We start from the raw sequence: 7,483 nt of genomic DNA on the forward strand, positions 1-7,483 counted from the left end.
CTTCTTGGATCTCATTAACTAAGTATTCCTGAACAGCAGTTGGACCTTTGATCGCAAGAATATCATTTGGAGTGATAGCTCCATCAGACAATGGCTCACCTGCACGGATAAAGTCATTTTCCTGAACCAGAATGTGTTTCGATAGGGATACCATGTATTTCTTGATCACACCATCTTTAGATTCGATAATGATCTCTCTGTTACCACGCTTGATACCACCATATGTTACTACACCGTCAATTTCAGAAACCACAGCCGGGTTGGATGGGTTTCGTGCTTCGAACAATTCTGTAACTCTTGGAAGACCACCAGTGATATCTCTTGTTTTTCCAACAGATCTTGGGATTTTCACCAATACCTGACCAGCTTTCACTTTTTCTCCAACCTCAACGGCTAAGTGAGCACCTACTGGAATATTATAAGATTTTGACTCATCGCCATAGTTTACAATAATAGCTGGGTTCTTAGTTCTATCTTTAGTATCGATGATAACTTTCTCACGGAAACCAGTCTGGTCATCAGCTACTTCTTTATAAGTGATTCCCTCTACGATTGCTTCAAAATCGATTTTACCATCAAATTCAGAAAGAATTACCGCGTTATATGGATCCCACTTACATAGAGCACCATTTTTAGCAATTTTCTGTCCGTCTTTCACAGCTAACAATGCACCATAAGGAACATGATTAGAAACTAAAGTCTTTCCGGTTTTTGCATCATTGATTTTGATTTCTCCTGATCTACCCATTACTACAGTAACTGGTTCTCCGTCTTTGTTGGTAGTTTCCAACATTCTCAACTCATCGTCAAACTCAACAATACCTTCAAACTTAGCTGTAATACTAGCCTCAACTGCCATGTTAGAAGCTGTACCCCCTACGTGGAACGTTCTCAAAGTCAACTGAGTACCTGGCTCACCAATGGATTGTGCAGCAATAACACCTACTGACTCACCATTTTGTACCATATATCCAGTTGCTAGGTTTCTTCCATAACACTTAGAACATACTCCTCTCCTGGTTTCACAAGTCAAGACTGATCTGATTTCAACTTCTTCAATAGCAGACTCATCTACTCTTGCTGCTATCTCATCAGAGATTTCTATTCCTGCAGGAATAATTAGCTCGTCTGTTAATGGATCATATACATCATGAACAGAAACTCTACCTAGAATTCTTTCAGAAAGTGGCTCAACGATTTCGTCATTGTCTTTCAATGGAAGAACATTAAGTCCTCTCAAAGTACCACAATCCTCTTCTGTTACAATCATATCTTGAGCAACATCCACAAGTCGACGTGTCAAATATCCAGCATCAGCTGTTTTCAATGCTGTATCTGCAAGACCTTTACGTGCACCGTGAGTTGAAATAAAGTATTCCAATACATCAAGACCTTCTTTAAAGTTGGATAAGATCGGGTTTTCGATGATTTCACCAACAGAACCTTGAAGGTTTTTCTGTGGCTTTGCCATCAATCCTCTCATGCCACCTAACTGACGAATCTGCTCCCTTGAACCACGGGCTCCTGAGTGCATCATCATATAGATAGCATTGAATCCTTGCTTATCCTCTTCCATCTGCTTCATCAGATTATTAGTCAAATGAGAGTTGGTTCGAGTCCAGATATCAATTACTTGATTGTAACGTTCGTTATCAGTGATTAGACCCATGAGGTAGTTATTCCAAACCTGATCTACCTCTTCTTTCGCCTTGGCGATCATTGGCTCTTTTTCTTCAGGAATAATAACGTCATTAAGGCCCATGGATAATCCTCCTTGGTATGCACTTTGGAAACCAAGATGCTTAATATCATCCAAGAATTTAGCAGTTCTTGCAATACCACATACTTTGACTACTTGAGCAATTATTTGCTGAAGTTTTTTCTTCGTAAGCAGTTCGTTTACATAACCTACTTCCTCTGGTACAAACTGATTGAAAATCAATCTACCTGCAACAGTATCTATAATTTTTTCAACAATTTGACCGTCAGCCTCTCTTACGTTTACCTTGCACTTGATATTCGCATGCTTAGAGATCACACCTTCGTTCAAGGCAATAACAACCTCCTCAGTACTATAGAAAGTCATTCCTTCACCTGGAACTGGTTCTTCTGGAGTTGATTTTTTGCCTTTTGTAACATAATATAGACCTAATACCATATCCTGAGATGGTACAGTAATAGGAGCACCATTGGCTGGGTTAAGAATATTATGAGCAGAAAGCATTAAAGTAGAAGCTTCCAAAATCGCCTCATGTCCAAGTGGCACGTGTACCGCCATCTGATCACCGTCAAAATCGGCGTTGAATGCTGTACAAACCAATGGGTGAAGCTGGATTGCTTTTCCTTCAATTAATTTTGGCTGGAACGCCTGAATCCCTAATCTGTGAAGAGTAGGAGCCCGGTTAAGAAGAACAGGATGTCCTTTTAATACGTTTTCCAAAATATCCCAAACCACTGGATCTTTACGATCCACTATTTTCTTGGCAGACTTTACCGTTTTTACAATACCTCTTTCGATTAGTTTTCTAATGATAAAAGGTTTGAAAAGTTCAGCCGCCATATTTTTAGGAAGACCGCACTCGTGAAGCTTCAATTCTGGACCTACAACAATCACAGATCGACCGGAGTAATCCACACGCTTACCGAGCAGATTTTGACGGAATCGACCTTGCTTACCTTTCAACATATCAGAAAGGGATTTCAAGGCACGGTTACCATCAGATCTTACCGCATTTACTTTTCTTGAATTATCGAATAGGGAATCAACAGCTTCCTGAAGCATTCTCTTTTCGTTTCTCAAAATCACCTCAGGAGCTTTGATATCAATCAATCTCTTCAGACGGTTATTTCTAATGATAACTCTTCTGTAAAGATCATTTAAATCAGAGGTAGCAAATCTACCACCATCCAAAGGAACTAAAGGCCTTAATTCTGGTGGAATCACAGGAACCATTCTCACTACCATCCACTCAGGGCGGTTTTCGATTCTGGTTCTAGCATCACGAAATGCCTCTACTACTTTAAGCCTTTTAAGCGCTTCCGCCTTTCTCTGCTGAGAAGTATCAGTTGCCGCTTGGTGACGAAGTGCATAGGACAGTTCATCTAGTTCTATTCTTGCCAACAACATTTCCAAAGCTTCAGCGCCCATTTTGGCGATAAATTTATTTGGATCATCATCATCAAGCATATGATTTTCCTTAGGAAGCTTATCCATGATATCCAAGTATTCATCTTCAGTAAGGAAGTCTAAATATTGAACCCCATCTTCAGCTTTGATACCTGGCTGTACTACGGCATAACGCTCATAGTAAACAATCTGATCAAGTTTTTTAGTTGGTAATCCTAGAAGATAACCGATTTTATTAGGTAAAGATTTGAAATACCAAATATGAGCAACTGGTACAACCAGCTCAATGTGCCCCATTCTCTCTCTTCTTACCTTCTTTTCTGTAACCTCTACACCGCAGCGGTCACAGATAATACCTTTATACCTGATGCGCTTGTACTTGCCACAATGACATTCCCAGTCTTTAACCGGACCAAAGATTCTTTCACAGAACAAACCGCCCATCTCTGGCTTGTAAGTTCTGTAATTGATAGTCTCTGGCTGGGTCACTTCACCGTTTGAACTATCCAGAATAGATTCTGGAGAAGCCAAACTAACGGTGACTCTGGAAAAATCGATGTTAAGTTTTTTATTTTTTCTGAACGCCATAGTTTTTTGAAAGATATGTAAAGGGCTCTTGCAAGCCCTAATGAGCTAAATTAATCCAGGGTAATTTCAAGAGCTAAACCTCTTAATTCATGAACCAATACATTGAAAGATTCAGGAATGTTAGGTTTAGGAAGGTTTTCACCTTTCACAATAGCTTCATAAGCTTTTGCTCTACCGATTACGTCATCTGATTTAACTGTCAGGATTTCCTGAAGTACGTGTGATGCACCAAATGCTTCCAGTGCCCAAACTTCCATTTCTCCGAAACGCTGTCCACCAAATTGAGCTTTACCACCCAATGGTTGCTGTGTAATCAAAGAATATGGACCAATTGATCTTGCGTGCATTTTGTCATCCACCAAGTGACCAAGTTTCAACATGTATGAAACGCCGACTGTTACTGGCTGATCGAATTTCACCCCGGATAAACCGTCATATAGGTAAGTTCTTCCATAAGCTGGAACTCCTGCCAACTCCAATTCGTGTGAAACTTCTTCCATAGAAGCTCCATCGAATATTGGTGTAGCATATTTCTTACCTAAAACCTGACCTGCCCATGCAAGTACAGTTTCGAAAATCTGACCGATATTCATTCGGGAAGGTACGCCTAGAGGATTCAATACAATATCCATTGGAGTTCCATCCTCAAGGAAAGGCATGTCTTCGTCTCTAACAATACGAGCTACAATACCTTTGTTTCCGTGACGACCTGCCATCTTATCCCCTACTTTAAGTTTACGCTTTTTAGCTACATAAACTTTTGCAAGTTTCACAATGCCGGCTGGTAGTTCATCCCCAACTTCCAATGTAAATCTATCTCTTTTGAAAAGACCTGATATTTCATTTCTTGAATTGGTATAGTTCTTAACCAATTTAACAATCAAATCATTGGTGTGAGCATCATCTGTCCAATCATCTAAAATGATATCAGAAATCAAATTAGCTTCTTCTGGTACATTATAGTTACTCTCGTCTCTGTAAGGATTTTTAGCTGGGAATAAGTTGTTTTCAATATTCTTCAAATTGAATTTAACACCCTTGCTAATAATCTCATCACCAAACTTATGTCTCACTCCTAAAGATGTTTTTCCATCAAGAAGTGTGACCAATTTATTGATCATTCGAGCTCTGATACCCAATAGGTCTTTTGAATATTTGGCTTTAAGCTTTTCAACTTCTGCCTTAGCCTTAACTCTTACATCTTTATCCTTTTTAGGACGAGCGAAAAGTTTTGTCTCAATTACTACACCATTTAATGAAGGTGATGCTTTTAAAGACGCATCTTTAACATCACCGGCTTTGTCACCGAAAATAGCTCTTAATAGCTTCTCTTCTGGAGTAGGATCAGTTTCGCCTTTTGGAGTAATCTTACCGATGATAATATCACCTTCTTTTACTTCTGCACCAATTCTGATAACACCATTTTCATCCAAATGCTTTACAGCTTCTTCAGAAACGTTTGGAATTTCAGAAGTTAATTCTTCTTCTCCACGTTTGGTATCTCTTACTTCAAGTTGGAATTCTTCTACGTGTATGGATGTAAATACATCTTCACGAACAACTCGCTCAGAAATTACAATCGCATCTTCAAAGTTATATCCTTGCCATGGCATGTATGCCACTTTCAAGTTCTTACCTAAAGCAAGTTCCCCTTCGTTGGTTGAATAACCTTCCACAAGAACTTGACCTTTTACCACTTTTTGACCTTTTAACACCAAAGGAGTAAGGTTTATGGTAGTATCCTGGTTAGTTCTTCTGAATTTGATCAGATCATAAGATTTATATTCGTCGGTAAAATTGACTAATAATTCATCATCTGAAAGATCATATTTGATGGTAATTTTCCTAGCATCCACATAATCAACAATACCATCAGCTTCTGCAATAATCAAAGATCTGGAGTCAACTGCGGCTTTCGCTTCAAGACCTGTTCCAACAATCGGAGCTTCTGCTTTCAATAATGGAACTGCCTGACGCTGCATGTTTGATCCCATCAAGGCTCTGTTTGCATCATCATGTTCCAAGAAAGGAATCAAAGAAGCTGCTACAGAAACAATTTGATTAGGAGCAACATCCATATAACTGATTTCGCTTGGTTCTAGAACTGGGAAATCACCTTCAAATCTTGCTTTAACCTTCTCATTTAGGAAATTTCCTTTGTCATCCAAAGGAGCATTTGCCTGCGCAATATTATTATCATCCTCTTCTTCTGCAGTAAGGAATACAATCTCACCCCGATCCATATTAACTTTCCCATCCTTCACCTTTCTGTAAGGTGTTTCCAGGAAGCCCATTGAATTCACTTTCGCATGAACACAAAGAGAAGAAATCAAACCAATATTTGGACCTTCAGGAGTTTCGATTGTACAAAGACGACCGTAGTGCGTATAGTGAACATCTCGAACCTCAAATCCTGCTCTTTCTCTAGATAGACCACCTGGGCCCAAAGCTGAAAGTCTTCTTTTGTGAGTCAACTCCGCCAATGGATTAGTCTGATCCATGAACTGAGAAAGCTGATTCGTTCCGAAGAAGGAATTGATTACGGAAGAAAGTGTACGAGCATTGATCAAATCGACTGGTTTAAAGTCTTCATTGTCACGTACGTTCATTCTTTCCCGGATAGTTCTCGCCATTCTGGCAAGACCCACACCGAATTGGCTGTAAAGTTGTTCTCCAACTGTTCTAACCCTTCTATTACTTAAGTGGTCAATATCATCGACTACTGCCTTAGAATTTATCAAACCAATCAGATATTTCACGATAGAAATAATATCCTCTTTGGTTAAAACAATTTTCTCTGACTCAATATCGAGACCTAATTTTTTGTTGATTCTGTAACGCCCAACTTCACCAAGATCATAACGCTTATCAGAAAAGAATAAGCTGTGAATTACTTCCCTTGCTGTTGCTTCATCTGGCGCTTCAGTATTTCTCAACTGACGATAGATAACCTCAACTGCCTCTTTTTCAGAGTTTGAATTATCTTTCTGTAATGTATTATAAACGATAGAGAAATCAGCAATATTAACATCTTCCCTGTGGAGAATGATGCTCTTAGAGCCTGAATCCAAGATCATTGAAATATCTTCTTCCGTAAGGACAGTATCACGTTCTAGCAATACCTCATTTCTATCGATGGAAACCACTTCACCAGTATCTTCATCAACGAAATCTTCTACCCAAGTCCTAAGTACCCTTGCGGCTAGTTTTCTGCCTGCAGCTTTTTTCAAAGCATTTTTGGTAGCAGAAACCTCTTCAGACAAACCAAAAAGGTCTAGGATATCTTTATCAGAACCATAACCAATTGCTCGAAGCAAAGTAGTTACCGGGAATTTCTTTTTACGATCGATATAAGCATACATGACATTGTTTATGTCGGTAGCAAATTCAATCCAGGAACCTTTAAAAGGAATAATTCTAGCTGAATAGAGCTTTGTTCCATTGGTATGCTTGCTTTGAGCAAAGAACACACCAGGAGATCTATGCAGCTGAGAAACGATAACTCTTTCTGCACCATTGATTACAAAGGATCCCTTCTCAGTCATGTAGGGAAGGTTCCCCAAGAAAACCTCTTGCTCAATGGTTTCGAAATCCTCATTATCCTCATCGTGACAAAGAAGTCTAAGTTTTGCCTTTAAAGGGACAGAATATGTCAAACCCCTATCAATACATTCTCCTACACTATATTTAGGAGGATCTACTGCATAATCAATAAATTCCAAAGTGAAGTTTTCACGGGAATCACTGATTGGGAAGTTTTCGGCAAAT

Annotated in this window: 2 protein-coding genes; both read right to left on the reverse strand. The window is 39.2% G+C overall.

Translation table 11 applies throughout. The annotated features are described in order from the left end of the window. On the reverse strand, positions 1-3,715 hold a 3,715-nt coding region (gene rpoC, locus Q0L68_RS13410; protein WP_296704047.1), incomplete at its 3' end, for a DNA-directed RNA polymerase subunit beta'. Positions 3,716-3,765: 50 nt separating this feature from the next. Next, the coding region (rpoB, locus tag Q0L68_RS13415) for a DNA-directed RNA polymerase subunit beta (protein WP_296704049.1) at positions 3,766-7,483 on the reverse strand (3,718 nt) is incomplete at its 5' end.

Origin of the sequence: Algoriphagus sp. (genome assembly GCF_024642405.1) — a bacterium.
Lineage (GTDB): Bacteria > Bacteroidota > Bacteroidia > Cytophagales > Cyclobacteriaceae > Algoriphagus.